The organism is Kitasatospora purpeofusca (assembly GCF_042691725.1).
Taxonomy (GTDB): Bacteria; Actinomycetota; Actinomycetes; order Streptomycetales; family Streptomycetaceae; genus Kitasatospora; species Kitasatospora purpeofusca_B.
The window spans coordinates 8,033,823-8,052,021 of sequence record NZ_CP170483.1 but is presented as its reverse complement, the minus strand read 5'-3'; the positions used below and the strand labels follow the sequence as shown (position 1 = coordinate 8,052,021).

The window sequence follows — 18,199 nt, the reverse complement described above, 5'->3', positions numbered from 1 at the left end:
AGCGCGATCGCGACCGCGATCAGCGTCTCCGCCCCCCGCTATTCGCCGAGGGACAGCCGCTCCGCCCCCAGCAACCGCGCACTGTCGATCGCCATGTCCATGAACGCGAGCGCGTCCGCCCGCCGGACGAACGGGTTCGGGTAGAACGAGCGCCGCCGCCCGCCGTCCCGGATCCGCAGGCACTCGTCCACGATCCGGTGCCACCGCTCGTCGAACACCGCCCGGGCGTACTCGCCGGCCCCGCGCTTGGAGGCGATCCGCCCGGTGGCCAGCGTGTAGTGCAGCCGGCTCACCCCGAGCACGCCCCAGACCGGCCCCGAACCGTTCAGACAGGCCAGCCCCGGCCGCGACGCCAACCGCGAGGAGCGCCGCCACCACGGGCGCCAGTACTCCTCCAGATTGCCGACCGTCCAGCCGGCCAACTCCTCCGGATCGGTGTCGATCATCAGTTCCTGGGCCCGGGGCCCGCAGAGCGTGACGCCGTGCCGCGCCAAGGTGTGCCAGAGCGCCGGCGTACGGTCGGACCTCACCCGGTGCCGGACCGTCCCCCCGAACACGTGCGGCCCCGGCGGCGCCTGCGCCGGCGAGCCCGCCAGTTCGTGCCAGGTGAGGTAGGGGCCGTCGAACGCGGGGCGCGGATGGCGGACCGCGAGCCGGGCGTGCGCGCGTTCCAGCGCGACGAGCTGCTCCGCCGTCACCGGGTCCGCGGTCACGGCCACGAAGTCGATGTCGCTCCGCGCCGGGTGGAAGTCGTCCAGGGCCGTCGAGCCGACCACGTACAGGCCCTCGACCAGCCCGGGCGCGGCGGCGTCGACCAGGGCCAGGTAGGCGTCGGCGATCTCGTGTACGAGAGGGTGCACAGTCACGGCGGAAAGCCTGCCATCCGGATGACCCTCCGTGTCCGCTCGTTTCCGCTAAGGATCGGCGCGTGTTGGCGCCCCGTGCACCCTCTTCGCGCCACCCTCACTCCCCCGTGCGCCACCCCCGCGCCACCCTCGCCGCCCTCCGCCACCCCACCGGCCTCATCCGTCCCTGGGCACCCGCGCCAGCGCGGCCCTGATCGCGGTGGCCGGATCGGGCGCGCCGGCACCCATCGCACGGAGCCAGTCGGCGACCTGCGCGAGCGGGAAGCCGGTGCGGCGGGCGATGCGGATGAGCTGGTAGAGGCCCATCGACTCACCCGGGGCCGTCGGCAGGTTCTCCTCGAGGCCGTCCGCCACCAGCAGGCGCACCGCGTCGGGGAAGCCGAGCCCCTCGGGCAGATCGGGCGCGCTCAACCGGACCCCGTACGAGGCCAGCCGCTCCGCGACCTCCTTCGGCTCGCGTCCCAGGTCCCGCGCCACCAGCACGACCGCGGTGAACGGCACGACCTCGCCCACGGTCCGGCCCCGCCACCAGCTCGTCTCGGATTCCGCCTCCCACCCCGACACGAGCAGCGCCCGGTCCAGCGCGTCGAAGCGCCGCGGGAACCGCAGGCCGATCGGAATCCCCAGCTCCTCCAGCCTCTCCACGAGTACCGAGAGGAAGTCGTCCTCCGTGAACTCCCGGTCGAGCAGCAGATCGAAGCTCGGGGAGGTTCCCGCGGTGAGCACATCGGCAGCGGGCTCCCCCGCCAGGACGGACAGTTCCTCCAGCGTCATCCGGGAAGGGATCGGCGCCACGGTGAATCCCAGGCCGCCGTACCAGTCGGCGGCCTGCCCGTAGGTCCAGCCGCGTTCCTCGCACACGGCGACGAGGTGGAGGAACGGGACCGGCGTACGCATGCTGAGCGAGACCTGGAGGACCGTGCTCCGGTCGCGGAGAAGATCGCTGCTCCCGGCTTCGACGGAGGCGGGGACCTCCCGGCTCTCGACCGTCAGCCCCCAGGCCTCCAGGCGATCCCGCACCTCCGCCGGCGGCAGCCCCGAGGCCTCCGCCGCCGCGAGCAGATGACCGAGCCTGACGGCCTCCGTGGCGTCGAGGTAGTCGTCGTCGAACGTCCACAGCAGCTCGAGGTCGTCCGGGGTGGGGAAGCCCGGCGGCAGTTCGGGGACCGCGACCTCCAGGCCCAGGCCTCGGAGGCTGTCCACGGCTTGCCGGGGATCAATACCCGTCCGGTCACGCAGGACCAGCAGGTCGTCGAGCCGAACGACGGGATGATGCCGCCGCCACACGGCCCGGTCCGTCAGCAGAGCCCTGATGGCACCGGAGCCGTGGTCGGACTCCTCCAGACCCCGGGGATCCACCGAGACGCACCCCAGCCGCACCGCCCGATCCGCGATCTCACGAGGCGGCCGGCCGGTCAGATCGGCCACCTCGACGAGGAAGGCCGGCCACTCGCGGGGGCTGCGCCAGAAGTAGTTGTCCCGGTGCTTGCGGGACAGCAGAAGGTAGTCCGTGGGCAGCGCCGGTGCTCCCGGGGCGGCGGCGGCCAACTCCGGCACCAGGGACGTCAACTGCTCCCTGAGCCGGCTCGGGCCGAGCGCCAGGACACGCCAGATCAGGATGTGGTCGGGGACTTCGCTCGGTTCACCGAAGCGGCGGTCCCACCAGTCCCGGTAGTCTCCGTGCAGAATCCTGACGCCGAAGTGACGGCCCACCACGTAGTCGTCCGCGGGGAAGAATCCGGTCCGCGCCACGTCGTACGGGAAGCCCAGGATCTCGAAGGACCAGCCGAGAGCGGCGGCCCGCGCCACGACGACGTCCGCCACACACGGGGCGTCCTCGGCCACGTCGCGCACCCAGTCCCAGCCGTCCCTTCCCCCGTGCTTCCATGCGGGCTCCTCACGATCCCATCCGAGGCTCGCCACCGCCGCCGTCAGGAGCCGCTCCACGTCCGCGGAGACGTCGCTGAGGATCTCCGACCGGTCGATGGAGAGCTGCGCCGGCGCGTAGGGTCCGCTGAGGTTCACGACCGCGCCGAGCAGACCGCTGCCCTCGCTGCTCAGCACACCGCGCCGTACGCCCGGTCGTACGACGAGGCCGTCCACCAGGACGCCGCCACCGCTCCCGCACCAGATCACCCTGGCGCCCTCCGGAGCGCCCGGCCAGTCCCGGAACCACCCGGCGGCGTGAAGGCCCGCGCGCGCCCCGTCCGTGTGCACCCTCGCCCGCAGCACCCCGGGCTCCCAGACGATGCTCCGCTCCCCGTGCACGGCCGTCGTCTCGAACTCCGCGATGCCGAGCAGGCGTTGCAGCACGTCGACGCTCGACCAGACGCGGCCCTCCCCCAGGCCCTCGCGCAGGTACAGCCGGACGGTCGTTCCCGGCGCCGTCCCCCGCTTCGCCGTCTCCACGATCCGGAAGAGGTGGCCTGGGCCGCAGATCGCCGCCTCGACGACGGGGCCCGGCAGGCCGCCGCGGTCCATCCGGCAGCTGGTGACGCGGATCTCGTCGGCCAGCATGAAGTAGCTGAACACGCCGATCCCGAAACGGCTGTTGGGGTACAGCTTCACCGGCGGGTCGAGCTGCTCCCACGCGGTGCGCTCCAGCAGGAACTCGGGCTGTTCGGCGAAGCGCTCCCCGGCGTGCGAGAAGACGCCGGCCAGTTCGGCCTCGCCCATGCCGATGCCGTCGTCGCGGCACTCCAGGTAGGCCCGGCCGTCCTCGTCGACGCCCTGGTCGAGGACGATCGCGCCCTCGAAGGGATGCACGGGGACGCCCGTCCGCTCCAGGTACTCGGTGCGGGCGCGGCGGTAGCGGCAGGCGTCGAGGGCGTTCTGGTACAGCTCGCGGACGGCCAGGTCGCGGTCCTTGTACAGCTGGTCGCCCATCAGCAGCTCGCGCACCCTGCGCTCCCCCAGCCGGAAGCGGGCGGAGCCGACCACGGCCGTGTCGGCCAGCCGCAGGCCGTCGGCGGAGAGCCGTTCGGGCAGGCCCGGCATGGGGACGGTGATGCTGCGGGCGGTGGTGCGGCGGACGGCGTGCAGGAGGTCGTCGACCCGGTCCGTGTACTCGCGCAGGGCCTCGACCACCGCCTCGTGCCGGCAGTCGGCGCGCAGGACGGGCAGGTGGCGCAGGTCGCCCCAGACCGCCCCGGCGACGGTGGCGCGCAGCTCGGCGGGGTCGACCGGGTCCGGGATGCCGACGTGGTCGACGACGATGTCGGGCAGGCCCGCGGGGTCGATCGCGAGCCCGTGGGCGAGGGCGAGCAGCAGGGCCAGCCGCTGCTCCCGGACGCGTTGGCGGCCCGGGCCGCGCAGCGCGTCGTCGACGGCGAGGGTGTCGAGGTACTCGCGGTTGCAGACGCCGGGGCCGCGCCGCAGTCCGTGCACCAGCCGGGCGACGCGCTCGTGGCGCAGCGCGTCGGCGAGTGCCTCGCCGCTCTCGGCGAGGTGCGTGACCAGGGCGGGCTCGACGAGCTCGCTGCGGCCGGCGGTCCAGCGGTGGAACAGCCACCAGCCGATGGGGCGTTCGGCCTCGGGGCGACGGCGGGCCCGGCCGGCCAGGATGTCCTGCTCGGCCAGGTGCCGCTCGTAGTCGGCGCGTTCGGGGCCGCCCCCGCCGTGCCGGGGCGCGAAGCGGTCGGGGCCGACGGCGGCCAGCCGGGCGGACAGGCGCAGGCGGTGGACCTGGTCGATCAACGGCAGGAGGAGGAAGAGGCCCGCCTCCGCCGGGTGGAGGTCCAGCGGCTCGTCGCCGAGGAGCCATTCGACGCGTTCCAGGAAGCGCTCCGCGAATCCCGGGTCGTACCAGGGATCATCGGCCAGGGCCGCCGCCGCCTCGTCCCGCAGGACCGCCAGCCGCCGCGCGGCCTCGGCCACCTCGGCGACCTCGGGCCGGCTCCGGTGCGGGGCGCGGTCGTCGGGGACGTGGTCCCACACCCTCGACTCCCGCACCGCCCGCACCCACGGATCGGCGGGCGGGGTGGGGACGGCACCGGAGTCCCTTCGGTCTCCGTAGCTGTGGACGGTGACCTGGCCTCCCTGGATCACCAGGCCGACCCTGGCGTCCCCTGCCACGCTGTTCCAGGTGCTGCCGGCCGCGTCCGCGCCGGTGTCCGTCCCCATGCCCCGCCCTGATCCTCGCCGTCACCAAGGGCGCCAGCCTACTGACCCGGCCCCGCCCGTGACCCTGGCGCGGTGCGCCGTCCCTGGCGCGGGGCCAGTGCCGTGACCGGGATGATCCACCGTGATCGGAATGCGGCTCGCGGGACGAGCGCGCGCGCGACGGCTGGTATGACTGGAGCATGCAGGAAGAGACGGCACGCTCCGCGATCGACACATTCATCTCGGCGTTCAACGCCTCGGACGACAGTTATGTGACTGCCCTGCTCTCGCAGGCCCTGACCTCGGACGTGGTCTTCTGGGGCCCGTTGGGTCGCAGCGAAGGAATCGCTGCGGTCGAGCGGTTCGTGCTGGACATCCGGCGCCACCCGGCGGGGACCGGCACGATGGCGCGCTGCTCAGCGGTGGACATGCCTGACGAATGGGCCCGGTACCGGTGGGTCTTCACCACGCCGGATGGAGGCCCCCGCCTGGCGGGAACGGACGTCGTCCATCTGCGGCGGAACCTCATCGACCAGGTCATCGTCTTCGCGGGGGAGATCGAGCCGTCCGCCTCCTGAGCCGCTCGACCACCGCGCCTCCAGCGGCCGAAGGGACGTCACCGCACATCCGACCGCCACGACCACCAACCCGGCGAACCTACGTCGTCACAGCACTGGCGGTAGGCGCTCAGGGTGCGCAGGACGCCGGCCCGGCGGAGGTGGGCGAGGAGGGAGGCGGAGCGGCGGTCCCGGCCGGGGCGGGCGGGGCGGCCCAGGCGCCAGGTGCGCGAGGTCCGGCGAATGGCGGGCGGGGTGCTGCGCCGGGTGGTGGGAACGGTGGCGGGAAGGGCGGTGGACGGCACGGCGGTCGCTCCTCGACTCGGCGGTTCTGCGGGGTCGAGAAAGATGATCGTCCTCGCGGGGCCGGCGCGCGCCGGGGGCCGCACCCCGGTTGGGCGGGGGTTGTCCGGAGATCGTCAGGGGGTCGCCAGGGAGGTGCGGAGGGCGTCGACGCGGTGGACGGCCTCGGTGAACCCGGCGGTGTCGAGGCGGCCGCTGTCGAGGGCGCTCGCGAGGGCCGCGACGGCGGCATCACCCTGGTGGATGTCGCGGGCGGAGCAGAGCACGAGGTCCATCCCGGCCTCGGCGGCGGCCACGGCCCGGTCGCCGGCGTCGCCGAAGGCGGCCAGGGCGGTGGCTTCGAGGGCATCGGTGATGGTCACGCCGCGGAAGCCGAGGCGCTCGCGCAGCTCGCCGTGGACGACGGCGCGCGAGAGGCCGGCCGGGTGGTAGGCGTCGAGGGCCGGGTAGACGGCCCAGGAGGCCATCACCAGCCGGACCCCGGCGGCGATGGCGGCGCGGTACGGCTCCTCGCCGCGGGCCCGGAGGTCGGCGAGCGGGACCGGGAGGACGACGACGCCCTCGTCGGTGTTCTGCCCGTGGGCGGCGGCGCCGAGGCCGGGGAAGTGCTTGGCCGTCGCGGCCACGCCGAGCTTCTGCTGCGCGGCGAGGAAGGCGGAGCCCAACTCGGCGACCACCTCGGGCTTCTGGCTGAACGAGCGCTCGAAGTGGTCGATGAAGTTGTCGGGCGTGTCGTAGACGTCGAGCACCGGCGCGAGGTTGACGTTCAGACCCGCCCCGCTCAGGGTGCCGGCCGCGCCCACGCCGGCGCGGGCGGCCTCACCGGCCGGGTCGGGGGCCAGGCCGATCTGCCGGGCGGAGAGCTCCGGGGCGCCGGGCAGCCGACGGATCCTGCCGCCCTCCTGGTCGGTCATCAGCAGGAGCGGCGCACCCGGCGGGGCCTCGGCCGCGGCCTGCTGCAACTGGGCCACGGCCGCCTGGAGCTGGGGTACGGAGGGGACGTTCTCCTTGAAGAAGATGACGCCGGCGGCGCGGCCCGCGCGGATGGTGGCGAGCAGTTCGGGCGGCGGGGTGGGCCCGGGGTAGGAGTAGACGACCCGGCGGCCGGCGAGCTGGAGCGAATCGGTGACGGGCACGGGGGTCGTCCTCTCCGTGGGAGTGGGGTGGGTCGGGGCCGTCGCCGCGGGTTCGGTCCGCCGGTCGGCGGGCTGCGGGGGCGAGGCGGCGCCGCCCGGGCCGGGCAGCCCGGGCAGGGCGGACGGGGCGGAGGGGACGGACAGGGCGGACGGGGCGAGCGCGGACAGCAGCAGGGCGAGGAGCGCGACGCGGATCGTTCGGCGGGGCATCGGCATCCGGCCTCCGTAGGTCGGTCGGGTCCGGGCGGTCCGGGGAGGGCCCGCGCCCGGGTTCGCCCGCGGCGCCCGGGCCTGGACGGCGGGGCGGGCGCGGTGGGGTCGACGGGTGCCCCGCGCGGTGCGCGGGGTGACACCAGCAGCCTCACCCCGGGAGCGGCACTCCCGCCTCCCGGAGCAGCCGTCCGAGGACGGCGACGCCCTCCTCGATCTCGCCGGGCGCGCCGGCCGCGTAGCCGAGGACCAGCCCGGGCGGGTGCGGCAGCCGGGCGTGCCAGGACAGCGGTTGCACCTTGACGCCGTGGGCGAGCGCCGCCGCGGCGAGCTCGGTGTCCGTGCAGGTCAGGCCGCCGGGGAAGGTGACCATGAGGTGCAGCCCGGCCGCCGCGCCGTGCACGACGGCGCCGGGCAGGTGGGTGCCGATGGCCGCGGTCATCGCGTCGCGTCGGCGCCGGTGGCGCGGGCGCAGCAGCCGCAGGTGGCGTTCGAGCGCGCCGGAGTCCATCAGCCGGGCGAGGACCAGTTGCGGCAGCGCGGCGTTGCCGAGGTCGTTGAGCCGTTTGGCGTCGACCAGGAGGTCCCGGTAGCGGGCGGGGGCGAGGATCCAGCCGGTGCGCAGGGCCGGGGCGAGGAGCTTGGAGACACTGCCGAGGTGGAGGACCTGCTCGGGGAGGACGCCGCGCAGGGCGGGCACCGGCGGGCGGTCGTAACGGTGTTCGGCGTCGTAGTCGTCCTCGATGACGAGCCCGCCGTCGGCCGCCCACCGGAGCAGTTCGCGCCGCCGGGCGCCGCCGAGCACCACGCCGGTCGGGAACTGGTGGGCGGGCGTGAGCAGGACGGCGCGGGCGCCGGTGGCGCGCAGCGCGTCGACCCGGATGCCCTCGGCGTCGACGGGGACGGGCGGGGTGGCGGTGATCCGGTGGCCGAGGTGCTGGCGGGTGCCGAGCGAGCCCGGGTCCTCGACGGCGACCACGTCGAGGCCGGTCGCGCGGAGCACCTCGCCGACCAGGGCGAGTGCCTGGGCCGCCCCGGCCACGACGAGGACGTCCTCGGGGTCGGCGCGGATGCCCCGGTTGCGGCCGAGCCAGTCGGCGACGGCGCGGCGCAGCGCGGGGGTGCCGCGCGGGTCTCCGTAGCCGAAGTCCTGGGCGGAGAGGTCGCGGAGGACGGCGCGTTCGGCGCGCAGCCAGGCGGTGCGGGGGAAGGCGGCGAGGTCGGGGACCCCGGGTGAGAGGTCGATCCGGGCGGCGGCGGTGCGCAGGGCGTCGAAGCTGGCGGGGACGGGCGCCTCGCCGAACGGCGAGACGGGCGGGCGCGGTGGGGCGGGGGCCGGTGGGGGCGTCCGCGGCCGGGCGGGGGCCGGGCGGGCCGGGTGGTGGGGCGCCGAATGGTGGTGTGCCGGGTGTGCCGGGGGCTGGGCGAACGGGTCGACCACGACGGTTCCGCCCCTGCCCCGGCCCGCGATCCGGCCCTCCTCGGCGAGCCGGCGGTAGGCGTCGGTGACCACGCCGCGGGAGACCCGCAGGTCGGCGGCGAGCAGGCGGGTGGCGGGCAGGCGGCTGCCGACCGGCAGCCGCCCGTCGGCGATGGCCTGCCGGAGCCGCCGGGCCAGCCAGTCCGCGAGTCCGCCGGCGGGCGCCTCGCGGGGATCGAGCTGGAGGAAGTCGGCGCCGGCACTTGTGGACCTGTCGCCCGGGCCGTCATTGGACCTGTGCACCGGTCCATTGTGCCGAGAGGGTGGGGGCATGACCACGAGCACCCCGCAGTCCGCCGTCCACCACTCCGAGCCCGCCGCCGCAACGGGCCCCGGGTACGTCCACGGCTACTCCGCCACCGAGGCCCGCCGCCTCGGTGACCAGGCCGACACCCTGGCCGATCTCCTCCACTCCGGCACCGCCTACCCGCCGGGCAGCCGGGTCCTGGAGGCCGGGTGCGGCGTCGGCGCGCAGACGGTGCACCTGCTGGCCGCCAGCCCCGGTGTGCTGCTGACCGCCGCCGACCTCTCGGCCGACTCGCTCGCGCAGGCCCGGGCCCGGGTCGCCGCGCAGGTGCCCGACGCACGGGTCCGCTGGCACCACGGCGATCTGCACCGGCTGCCCTTCCCCGACGACTCCTTCGACCACCTCTTCGTCTGCTTCGTCCTGGAGCACCTCGCCGACCCGCCGGCGGCGCTGGCCGCGCTGCGCCGGGTGCTGCGCCCCGGCGGCAGCATCACCGTGATCGAGGGCGACCACGGCACCGCGCGCTTCCACCCGCACGGTGACGCCGCTCAGCGGGTCGTCGACCACCTGGTCCGGCTCCAGGCGGACGGCGGCGGGGACGCCCTGATCGGGCGGCGGCTGCGCCCGCTGCTCACCGAGGCCGGCTTCCGGGACATCGCGGTGGACCTGCGCACGGTGTCCGCCGACGGCGCCCGGCCCGCGCTGGCCGAGGGGTTCACCCGGCGCACCTTCGTCGCGATGGTCGAGGCGGTGCGGACCGAGGCGATCGCCGCCGGTCTCACCACGGCCGAGGCGTTCGACCGGGGCGTCGCCGAGTTGCGCCGCACGGCGGAACCGGGCGGAACGCTCCACTACAGCTTCTCCAAGGCGGTGGCGGTCAACCCCTGACGGATCGGCGGTGAGGCGAGGCGAGGTGAGGTGAGGCGAGATGTGACGCGTGGTCACTCGGGGTTGTCGCCGAGGGTGGCGAGCACGACGCGCAGGGCGTCGATGAACGCGGCGGTCTGCGTCTCGCCCAGGTCGGCCAGGATGCGGCGCTCGGTGGCGAGGTGGTCGGGCAGGGCGCGGTCCATCAGGGCGTACCCCTCCTCGGTGAGCTCGACGTCGCGGCTGCGGCCGTCGGAGCCGCTGGGGGTGCGGGTGACCAGGCCGCGGGCCTCCAGCCGGTCGAGGCGCTGACTGATCGCCCCGGAGGTGACCATCGCCGAGCGCATCAGGCCGGTCGGGGTGAGCCGGTAGGGCGGGCCGCTGCGCCGCAGGGTGGCGAGCACGTCGAAGGAGGCGAAGTCGAGGTCGTGCCGGGCGAAGGTCTCCTTCAGCTCGGCGTCGACCAGGCGGCTCAGCCGCTTGAGGCGGCCGATCACCTCCATCGGAGAGACATCGAGGTCGGGACGCTCCGCGCCCCACTGCCGCACCACCCGGTCCACATGATCTGTGTGCTCTGCCATGACCTCCACCCTAAACGATGCCTTAGCGGTGAGGTACCTCACAGCAGCCGCCCCTCCACCCCCTGTCCAGATTCCTTAGCGCTGAGATACATTGGCTTAGTGCTAAGGAATCGACTCGCCATCGTGCTGATCACCGCCCTCGCCCCCGCCATCTGGGGCTCCACCTACCTCGTCACCACCGAGCTGCTGCCGCCCGGGCGCCCGCTGCTCGCCGGGGTGCTCCGCGCCCTGCCCGCCGGACTGCTGCTCGTCGCCCTCACCCGCCGCCTGCCGAAGGGCAGTTGGTGGTGGCGCTCACTCGTCCTCGGCGCGCTGAACATCGGCGCCTTCTTCGCCCTCCTCTTCGTCGCCGCCTACCGCCTGCCCGGCGGGGTCGCCGCCACCGTCGGCGCCGTCCAGCCGCTGATCGCCGCCGGCCTCTCGGCCGCTCTCCTGGGCGACCGCGTCTCCCTGCGCACCCTCCTCTCCGGCATCGCCGGCGTGGCCGGGGTCAGCCTGCTGGTCCTGCGCGCCAACGCCCAGCTGGACGTCCTCGGCATCGTGGCCGCGCTCGGCGGCGCCGTCGTGATGGCCACCGGCGTCGTCCTCTCCAAGCGCTGGACCTCGCCGGCCCCGCTGCTCGCCACCACCGGCTGGCAGCTCACCGCGGGCGGTCTGCTGCTCCTCCCGGTCGCCCTGCTGGTCGAAGGGCCTCCGCCGTCCCACCTCACCGGCGCCAACCTGCTCGGCTACGGCTATCTGAGCCTGATCGGCGCGGCCGTCGCCTACGCGCTCTGGTTCCGCGGCATCCGCGCCCTGCCGCCCACCTCCGTCACCTTCCTCGGCCTGCTCAGCCCCGTGGTCGCCACCGCCCTCGGCTGGCTCGTCCTCGGCCAGGACCTCGCGCCCGTCCAGGCGGTCGGTGCGCTGATCGTGCTCGGCTCGCTCGTCGCCGCGCAGACCCAGCGCCCGCGCACCCCGTCGAAGGTCGTCGCCGGGGCACCCCCGGCCACTGCCTCCGGCGGTGCCGCCGCCGACCGCGCCGACCCCCGCGCCCACCAGTCCGCCTGACCGTCCGGCCCCGGACACCTCCTCCCTTCCCGATCCAGCCCCAGGAGAACTCCCCATGCGCATCACCGTGTTCGGCGCGAACGGCAGCGTCGGCAGCCGGGTCGTCGCCGAGGCGACCGCCCGCGGCCACCAGGTCACCGCCGTCCTGCGCGACCCCTCCCGCCCGCACCGGCTCCCGCCGACGGTCGCGGTCGCCACCGGTGACGCCCGTGACCCCGCCGACGTCCGCCGCCTCGCCGCCGGACAGGACCTGCTGGTCACGGCCACCCGCCCGGCCCCCGGCCACGAGGGCGAACTGGCCACCGCGACCAAGGGCCTGCTGGCCGGCCTGGCCGGAACCGGCGTGCGGCTGCTGGTCGTCGGCGGCGCCGGCAGCCTCACCCTGCCCGGCGGGAACGGCGTCACCCTCGTGGACGCCCCGGACTTCCCCGCCGCCCTGCGCCCGATCGCCGACGCCTGCGGCGAGCAGCTCGACCTCTGCCGCGCCGACGCCGAGGTCGACTGGACCTACCTCAGCCCGGCCGCCCTGCTCGAACCGGGTGAGCGGACCGGCCGCTACCGGCTGGGCCGCGACGAACTCGTCGTCGACCCGGACGGCGCCTCGGCCATCTCCATGGAGGACTTCGCCGTCGCCCTCCTCGACGAGGCCGAGCACCCCGCCCACCGCCGCGTCCGCTTCACCGTCGCCTACTGACCCCCCTCCCCGGTCGGCACGGCACCCGCGGCCTCCGGCCCTCCGACGCCCTGGGCACCCCCACCGCCCCGGGCGTCCGCGGCGTCCGACCGCCGGCGCCGGCCCTCCACCCGCCGCCCGCTCCCGCCCTCGTCCAGGTCCCCGTCCTCGCCCTGTCGTTGCGCATCTCCGCACTCCCTCCTCGTGGTCCATCAGGTCCGGGCGGCCGCCCTCGGCCCCGCCGCCGCACCACCGCGACAGCCACTCACCCCCATCGACGGATCCCACCCGGCGAAAGGTGGGCCATCGTCAACCAGCCGTCCCCGATCTCACCCCGGCGGGGGAACGCCTCCATCTGGCACCACGTCAGAGGTGGTTCAGGGACCCGGGGAAAGACGGTGGCCTACTGGATCGACCACGACCGGTCCACCGGCCAGGATCGACGCCATGACCACAAGGACCAGCACAGGGACCACCCACCGCACCGGGCGACGCCCCCGGCTCGGCGCCTTCCGCCGGCGCACCGCGGCCCTGCTCGCCCTCGTCGCCCTGGCCCAGGCCACGGGCGCGGCGGGCGCCGTCGCGGCGCCCGCCGGACCGGCCGCCCCCGCCGTGCCCGCCCGTTACGCCCAGCAGCGCCTCGACTGGCGGCCCTGCACGGAGGCGGCCGTGCTGGAGTGCGCCACCATGACCGTGCCCCGGGACTGGCACCGCCCCGGGCGGGGGCCGGACCTCGCCATCGCGGTCTCGCGGCACCGCGCGAGCGACCCGGGCCGGCGGATCGGCACCCTGCTGACGGCCGTCGGCGGCCCGGGCGGCAAGGGCCTGGAGCGCCCGGCGAGCCTCGTCCGGGACGCGCCCGCGCTCGGTGCCGCCTACGACGTCGTGGGCTTCGACCAGCGCGGTGTCGGCCGGAGCACCCGGGCCGTCTGCCAGACGCCCGAGGAGTTCCGGGCGTTCTTCGCCGGGGACTTCCGCGACGACACGCCGGCCGACCGGGCCCGGGTGATCGCCGCCTCGCGCGGGTTCGCCGCCGACTGCGAGCGGCGCAGCGACGGCCTGCTGCCCCATCTGACGACCGAACAGACCGCCCGGGACCTCGACCTGCTGCGCGCCCTGCTCGGCGAGCGCCGGGTGAGCTACTACGGGCCGTCCTACGCCACCAGGATCGGCGCGTACTACGCGACGCTCTTCCCGCAGCGGGTCGAGCGGATGGTGCTGGACAGCGTCACCGGCTTCGACGGCACCTGGGAGCGGTTCCAGCAGCGGCTGCCGATGAGCTTCCAGCGCCGGTTCGAGGAGGACTTCCTGCCCTGGCTGGCCGCCCGGGACACCACCTACCACTACGGCACGACCGCCGCCGGGGCGAAGGCCCGCTGGGAGGCGCGCCGGGCGGCGCTGCGCGAGCACCCGGTCGTCGACGGGCCGCTCACCATCGGGCCCAACCAGTTGGACAGCGGCGCGATCCAGGTCCTCTACCGCGCCGACAACTTCCCCCGGCTGGCCACCGCACTGGCCGCGCTCGACGACTGGCCCAACGCCGGGCCGGCCGCCCGCGCCACCGCCCGGCGGATCTTCGGCGAGTACCTCGATCCGGAGTTCCTCGCCGAGTACTTCGCGGTCATCTGCAACGACACCCCGTGGACCCGCGACCTGTCCGTCTGGGCGGACCGCGGCGCCGAGAACACCGCGCGCCTTCCGCTGGCCGGGGCCCGCACGCTCGCCTTCTCCGCGGTCTGCGCCTCCTGGCCGGCGCCCACGGCGCCCCCGGTGCGGGTCACGGGTGCGGGCCTGCCGCCCACGCTGATGCTCAACTCGGTGCACGACCCCGCGACGCCGATCGAGGCCGCGCTCGCCGCGCACCGGGCGCTGCGCGGCTCGCGCCTGGTGACGGTCACCGGGAACGGCGACCACGGCCAGTACCCCGGGCCGAACCCGTGCGTGCGCTCCACCGTGGAGTCCTACCTGCTCGCCGCGGCGGTACCGCCCGGCGACCTCACCTGCCCGTCACCGGAGGTCGCATGACCCGTACGCCGGGCCGCGGAGCGGCTCACACCTCTCGCCGCCGGCCGGTCCGGCCGGGTTGCGTCGACGCCGTCGGCCGCGCCCCGTCCCCGGACGCGGCCGTCCGCGGCGGGATCCTCCCCCCGAAGGACCCGCCGCAGACGGCGTCGGCCGAGGGCCGGCCGGCCCTCGGCCGGTCAGGGGCGGTCGAGCGTGATGGAGTTGATCGGCGTCAGGTCGGCGTAGACGCCCGTCTGGGCGGCGAGGTCCTCGCCGCAGCCGGTGCCGTTGGAGCCGGTGCACAGGTGGGCGTGCGCGCCGCCGGACTGGTTGTTGAGCACCCAGTGCCAGCCGACCTGGTTGCGCAGGTTGTGGGCGCCGTAGCTCCAGAAGACGTCGGTCGGCGGCTTGCTGGTGTCGGAGTCCCGGGGGTAGAGGCAGACCGCCCCGTACGGGCACCCGTCCCAGGGGCCGTCGGCGGCCTGGGCACCGGTGGTCCCCATCGTGGTGGCGGCCACGGCCGCGGCCGCGAGGGCGAGCGCGGCGGCGGCGTTCGGGATCTTGCGCATGGTGGTTCTCCCTCAGGTGCTGGTCCGGTCCGTGTCCGGCCGGTGCTCAGCAGCGTAGGAAGCGGTCGCCCCCGGCGGTCCCTGACGGATGACAGGGTGCCGGGGGCCGTGGCGCCGGTAGCTCCGCGCCGGGCAGCGCGGTACCGGGGAGGGCTCGGCCGCGGGTCAGCGCTGCGCGGCGAAGGTGTCGCAGCGGGCCGGGTCGCCGCTGCGGTAGCCGGTGGTGAACCAGGCCTTGCGCTGGTCGGAGGAGCCGTGGGTCCAGGTGTCCGGATCGACCCGGCCGGTGGCCTGCTTCTGGATCCGGTCGTCGCCGACGGCCGCCGCGGCGTCCAGCCCCTGGGCGATGTCCTGGTCGGTGAGGGTGCTGATCAGCGGCCGCCCGGTGGAGGCCTGCGGGGTGGTGGTGGCGTGGTGGGCCCAGACGCCGGCGTAGCAGTCGGCCTGGAGCTCCAGCTTCACCGAGGCGCTGTCCTGGCCCTGCCGGTCCTTCCCGACCTTCTGCATGGCGCCGGTCAGGTTCTGGATGTGGTGGCCGTACTCGTGGGCGACGACGTAGGCCTCGGCGAACGGGCCGCCGCGCGCGCCGAAGCGGCTCGACAGCTCGTCGAAGAAGCCGAGGTCGAAGTAGGCGCGCCGGTCGCCCGAGCAGTAGAACGGGCCGACGGCGGAGCTCGCCGCGCCGCAGGCGGTGGGGACCCGGCCGGTGAACAGGACCGTCTCGGCGGGCCGGTAGGCGACACCCGTCTGCGGCAGCCGGCCGCTCCAGAACTCCTGCAGGCTGTTGGTGACGGCGACGATGCGGCAGTCCTGGCGGCGGTTGGCGTCCGCACCGGTCTTGCAGGCCTGCTGGACCTCCCCCGCCGTGGTGGTCCGGCCGGACCCGCCGCTCGACCCGTCCCCGCCGTCGGAGAGCCCGAGGATGCTCGGGTCGACGCCGAAGAGCACCGCGATCAGCACGGCGATCAGACCGGCCGCACCACCCCCGATCGCGACCTTCCCGCCGGGGATGCCGCGTCGGTCCTCCACCTGCGAGGCGTCGAGGTCGCCCTGGTCGTCGAACTGCATGCCGGTCCGTCCCTTGTGGTGCTGGCGGCGCCCGCGGCGCCGGGCGGCCAGACTCGGCCGCCCGGCCACGGTAGCCGCTCCGCGCGCCGCCGCCGAACAAGGGCGCGCAGGTCAGAGGCGGTCCCCCGAGGGCACGACAGGGTCGGTGACGCGTCGTGGCGGGGTCGTCACTCCGTGCCGGGCGCCGGGGTGCGCGCAGCCGCGTGCCCGGTTGTCGGGAACGCTTCGGCCCGGCGGCGGGCCGGGCGGCGTGGCCGGGCCGCGCCGGGCCGCGCGGACGTGCGGCGCGCAGTGGAGCACCGCGGACAGCAGGTCGCCCGGGTGGAGGTCGCCCTCCGCCGACGGGTCGCGGCGGAGCAGGTCGACCGCGCGCGGGAGCAGGTGCGGCCGTCCGGCGCCCTGGCCGGCGACCGGACGGCGGCGCAGCGCGTGGGCGGTCGCGACCGGCCGGGTCGCGCCCGGCTCCGGCCGACCGGCCCGGAGCCCCGAAGCCCCGGCCCCGACCCCGGCCCCCGGATCCGGAGGAGCGGGTGCGGCTCACCGGAGCGCCGCGCCCTCGACCGGCCCGGCGTCCAACTGCTGCCGCCCGACCACCCGGAGCAGTTCCAGGCGTTCGGCGCTCACGGTGCCGGGCGGCGCGGTGTGGACGAGGAGCAGCTGGTCCTGGCCCGCCGCGGCCAGCACCTCGCAGTCGAGGTCGAGCCGGCCGACCACCGGGTGCAGGACCGTCTTGCGCCCGCTGCGCCGCACGGCGACGTCGTGCCGCGCCCAGTGGGCGGCGAACTCCTCGCCGGTGGCGAGCAGGCGCGCCACCAGTCGGCCCAGGTGCGCGTCCCCGGGGCGGGCCGCGTGGGCGGCGCGCAGGTGGGCGACGTGCGCGCGGGCCATCTCCTCGTGCTGCTCGGCGGGGAACAGCGCGCGCACGGCCGGTTCGGCGAACCAGCGCAGGACCACGTTGCGCTGCTCCGGCTGTCCCTGCGCGGCCTCGCCGAACAGGGCGGCGGCCATCGGGTTCTGGGCCAGGACGTCCCCCACGTCCGAGACCACCTGGGCCGGGGTGTCGTGCAGCCGGTCCAGGATCAGCAGCAGGCCGGGCCGGACGTGGGTGAGCGGGGTGTGCCGGCGCGGCGGCAGGTGGCCGGCGAGGTGGAACAGGTGGTCCCGCTCGTCCTCGGTCAGCCGCAGGGCCCGGGCGAGGGCCGCGACCAACTGCGGCGAGGGCTGCGGCCCGCGGCGCTGCTCCAGGCGCGCGTAGTAGTCCACCGAGAGCCCGGCGAGCTGCGCCACCTCCTCGCGGCGCAGGCCCGGCGTGCGGCGGCGGGCGCCGGGCGGCAGGCCGACGTCGGCGGGGGCGAGCCCGGCGCGGCGGCGGGTCAGGAAGTCGGCGAGGGCCGGTCGGTCGATCACCCTCCCATCCTCCGCCCCGCGCGGGCCGCTCAACCAGGGATCGCCGGTCCCTGGTTGAGGAGGTCTCTGCCACGGCCGCCGGTGCGCCGCCATCGTGGTGGCCGGGAGGGCGGCGCCGGGCGCGTCGGCGGACGGCCGCCGCCCCCGTCCACGAGCGACCACCTTTCAGGGAGTGAGGCAGCGATGACGACGTTTCTGGTGACGGGTGCCACCGGTCAGGTCGGCCGCCGGTTCGTGCCGCGGCTGGCCCAGTGGGCCGGCCCGGGCGCGGTCCGGGTGCTGGTGCGCCGGGCGGCGCAGGCGGAGGCGGCCACCGCCGCGGGGCTCCGAGCGGCCGTCGGCGACCTGCGGGATCCGGCCGACCGAAGGCGGGCGCTGGAGGGCGTGGACGTGGTGGTGCACGTGGCCGCCGCGCTGCGCGGGGTGCCGGACGAGGAGGCCTTCGCGGTGAACCGGGACGCGGCCGTCGCCCTCGGGCGGGACGCCGCCGAGGCCGGGGTCCGGCGGTTCGTGCACACCAGCACCAATCTGGTCTACGGGCGGCGGCCGGCCCGGCCGGCCGTGGAGAGCGACCCCCTGGACCCGGATCCGGCCTGGGGCGCGTACGCCGCCTCCAAGGCCGCGGCGGAGGAGGGGCTGCGCGCGCTCGGCGACCGGCTGCCGCTGGTCGTGGTCCGGCCCGCCTTCGTGTACGGCGAGGGCGACCCGCACCTCGCGGACGCGCTGCACTGGGCCGGCCGCTGGCCCTCGCACCAGCGCCTGCCCGTGGTCCACCACGCCGATGTGGCGCGGGCGCTGTGGAGCGCGGCGGTGACCCCGGGGGTGGAGGGGCGCAGCTACAACGTGGCGGACGACGCCCCGGTGACCGCCTGGGACCTGCACGACATCAACGGCGCGCCCCGCCCGGCGTCCTGGACCGGCGCGGACGGCGGCGCAGCGGGGCCGGCCGACTCCGCCGACCCGTGGGAGGGCCAGGTCTCGACCGCCGCGATCCGCCGCGAACTGGGCTGGCGCCCGCTGTACCCGTCGGTGTGGACGGCCCGTGACGCGGGCGCGCTGTGAGGGGGCACGGGCGGGCCC

The 18,199-nt window shown here is 76.0% G+C and carries 16 protein-coding genes; 6 read left to right on the top strand and 10 right to left on the bottom strand.

Annotated elements, in window-relative coordinates; all coding sequences use genetic code 11:
- Window positions 1-38: 38 nt before the first annotated feature.
- Entirely contained in the window at window positions 39-866 is an 828-nt protein-coding gene (locus tag ACFCLZ_RS34730; protein ID WP_380281872.1) for a nucleotidyltransferase domain-containing protein, read from the bottom strand.
- A gap of 156 nt (window positions 867-1,022) precedes the next feature.
- Entirely contained in the window at window positions 1,023-4,988 is a 3,966-nt protein-coding gene (locus ACFCLZ_RS34725; protein ID WP_380281871.1) for an ATP-binding protein, read from the bottom strand.
- Window positions 4,989-5,167: 179 nt separating this feature from the next.
- Here ACFCLZ_RS34725 and ACFCLZ_RS34720 point away from each other — a divergent pair, with 179 nt between their 5' ends.
- Complete coding sequence (locus ACFCLZ_RS34720) at window positions 5,168-5,545, top strand: nuclear transport factor 2 family protein (protein WP_189922913.1); 378 nt, start codon at window positions 5,168-5,170, stop codon at window positions 5,543-5,545.
- A gap of 38 nt (window positions 5,546-5,583) precedes the next feature.
- Here the strand turns inward: ACFCLZ_RS34720 and ACFCLZ_RS34715 are convergent, their stop codons facing one another.
- From ACFCLZ_RS34715 to ACFCLZ_RS34705, 3 genes are all read right to left on the bottom strand, one after another.
- Window positions 5,584-5,829 carry a hypothetical protein gene (locus ACFCLZ_RS34715; protein ID WP_380281870.1) on the bottom strand — a complete coding sequence of 82 codons (246 nt, stop codon included), beginning with the start codon at window positions 5,827-5,829 and terminating at the stop codon, window positions 5,584-5,586.
- Window positions 5,830-5,943: 114 nt separating this feature from the next.
- Window positions 5,944-7,173, bottom strand: a complete 1,230-nt coding sequence (locus tag ACFCLZ_RS34710; protein WP_380281869.1) for a glycoside hydrolase family 3 N-terminal domain-containing protein — start codon at window positions 7,171-7,173, stop codon at window positions 5,944-5,946.
- Between the two features lie 151 nt (window positions 7,174-7,324).
- The gene (locus tag ACFCLZ_RS34705) at window positions 7,325-8,896 is read right to left on the bottom strand and encodes a PLP-dependent aminotransferase family protein (protein WP_380281868.1); all 1,572 of its coding nucleotides are present in this window, start codon (window positions 8,894-8,896) and stop codon (window positions 7,325-7,327) included.
- A 28-nt stretch (window positions 8,897-8,924) separates the two neighbouring features.
- On the opposite strand from ACFCLZ_RS34705, the gene ACFCLZ_RS34700 reads away from it, so the two are divergent.
- The gene (locus ACFCLZ_RS34700; RefSeq protein ID WP_380281867.1) at window positions 8,925-9,788 is read left to right on the top strand and encodes a methyltransferase domain-containing protein; all 864 of its coding nucleotides are present in this window, start codon (window positions 8,925-8,927) and stop codon (window positions 9,786-9,788) included.
- A 53-nt stretch (window positions 9,789-9,841) separates the two neighbouring features.
- Here ACFCLZ_RS34700 and ACFCLZ_RS34695 read toward each other — a convergent pair whose 3' ends face one another.
- The gene (locus ACFCLZ_RS34695) at window positions 9,842-10,348 is read right to left on the bottom strand and encodes a MarR family winged helix-turn-helix transcriptional regulator (protein WP_380281866.1); all 507 of its coding nucleotides are present in this window, start codon (window positions 10,346-10,348) and stop codon (window positions 9,842-9,844) included.
- Window positions 10,349-10,447: 99 nt separating this feature from the next.
- Between ACFCLZ_RS34695 and ACFCLZ_RS34690 the strand changes: the two genes are divergently transcribed.
- From ACFCLZ_RS34690 to ACFCLZ_RS34680, 3 genes are all read left to right on the top strand, one after another.
- A complete protein-coding gene (locus tag ACFCLZ_RS34690) occupies window positions 10,448-11,398 on the top strand; it encodes an EamA family transporter (RefSeq protein ID WP_380281865.1) in 951 nt (316 codons plus the stop codon).
- A gap of 55 nt (window positions 11,399-11,453) precedes the next feature.
- Window positions 11,454-12,092, top strand: a complete 639-nt coding sequence (locus ACFCLZ_RS34685; RefSeq protein WP_380281864.1) for an NAD(P)-dependent oxidoreductase — start codon at window positions 11,454-11,456, stop codon at window positions 12,090-12,092.
- A gap of 426 nt (window positions 12,093-12,518) precedes the next feature.
- Window positions 12,519-14,096 carry an alpha/beta hydrolase gene (locus ACFCLZ_RS34680; protein WP_380281863.1) on the top strand — a complete coding sequence of 526 codons (1,578 nt, stop codon included), beginning with the start codon at window positions 12,519-12,521 and terminating at the stop codon, window positions 14,094-14,096.
- A gap of 176 nt (window positions 14,097-14,272) precedes the next feature.
- Here the strand turns inward: ACFCLZ_RS34680 and ACFCLZ_RS34675 are convergent, their stop codons facing one another.
- The 4 genes from ACFCLZ_RS34675 to ACFCLZ_RS34660 form a co-directional block, all read right to left on the bottom strand.
- The gene (locus tag ACFCLZ_RS34675; RefSeq protein WP_380281862.1) at window positions 14,273-14,644 is read right to left on the bottom strand and encodes a hypothetical protein; all 372 of its coding nucleotides are present in this window, start codon (window positions 14,642-14,644) and stop codon (window positions 14,273-14,275) included.
- A 165-nt stretch (window positions 14,645-14,809) separates the two neighbouring features.
- Window positions 14,810-15,712 (bottom strand): neutral zinc metallopeptidase, encoded by a 903-nt coding sequence (locus ACFCLZ_RS34670; protein WP_380281861.1) that lies wholly within the window; start codon window positions 15,710-15,712, stop codon window positions 14,810-14,812.
- Between the two features lie 111 nt (window positions 15,713-15,823).
- Entirely contained in the window at window positions 15,824-16,138 is a 315-nt protein-coding gene (locus ACFCLZ_RS34665; protein WP_380286376.1) for a contact-dependent growth inhibition system immunity protein, read from the bottom strand.
- Window positions 16,139-16,249: 111 nt separating this feature from the next.
- Window positions 16,250-17,116 (bottom strand): helix-turn-helix transcriptional regulator, encoded by an 867-nt coding sequence (locus ACFCLZ_RS34660; RefSeq protein WP_380286375.1) that lies wholly within the window; start codon window positions 17,114-17,116, stop codon window positions 16,250-16,252.
- Window positions 17,117-17,302: 186 nt separating this feature from the next.
- Here ACFCLZ_RS34660 and ACFCLZ_RS34655 point away from each other — a divergent pair, with 186 nt between their 5' ends.
- Window positions 17,303-18,181 carry an NAD-dependent epimerase/dehydratase family protein gene (locus ACFCLZ_RS34655; protein ID WP_380281860.1) on the top strand — a complete coding sequence of 293 codons (879 nt, stop codon included), beginning with the start codon at window positions 17,303-17,305 and terminating at the stop codon, window positions 18,179-18,181.
- The last annotated feature ends 18 nt before the right edge of the window (window positions 18,182-18,199 follow it).